Raw genomic sequence first — 501 nt, 5'->3', positions numbered from 1 at the left:
TAAAAAGGTTTCGACTTGGTCGTCGGCATGCTGACCTGTTAGCAATAAGTCGCCACGATTGATATGACGAGCCAGAGCTTCATAGCGCGCTTCACGTGCCAGCAATTCAATGCTCTCACCACTATTGGTATCTAGGTTCACACGCTCTACCGAGCACGAAATACCTGCTTGTTTCGCCCATACTTGACACTTATCGGCCCAAATGTCCGCATTTTCACTCAAACCATGATGAACATAAACCGCGTGGCAAGAGAGGGAGTTTTCTTCTCGATAACGGCGAAGTAACTCAAGTAACAAGCGCGAGTCCACACCACCACTAAACGCGACAACGACCTTCGTTTGAGGTTGATAATAGGTGTTCAATACATGAGAAAACTGCTGGTAAAGCGATTCCATAAGCGATCCGATAGGTACAAAAAAGGGTTAGACATATGTCCAACCCTTTCTATTTTATCCGTTATCTCGCGAGATATCAGCAGTAACCGTAGTTCATTAGACGTT

At 45.5% G+C, this 501-nt stretch carries 1 protein-coding gene; it reads right to left on the bottom strand.

All coding sequences use genetic code 11. The annotated features are described in order from the left end of the window. A partial coding sequence (gene tilS / locus R8O11_RS31730; protein ID WP_318195452.1) for a tRNA lysidine(34) synthetase TilS occupies window positions 1–396 on the bottom strand: 396 nt, incomplete at its 3' end. Between the last annotated feature and the right edge of the window lie 105 nt (window positions 397–501).

This window comes from Vibrio sp. 1288 (genome assembly GCF_033344475.1).
The sequence above is the reverse complement of the archived record's forward strand: the minus strand, read 5'-3'. Positions and strand labels throughout refer to the sequence as shown.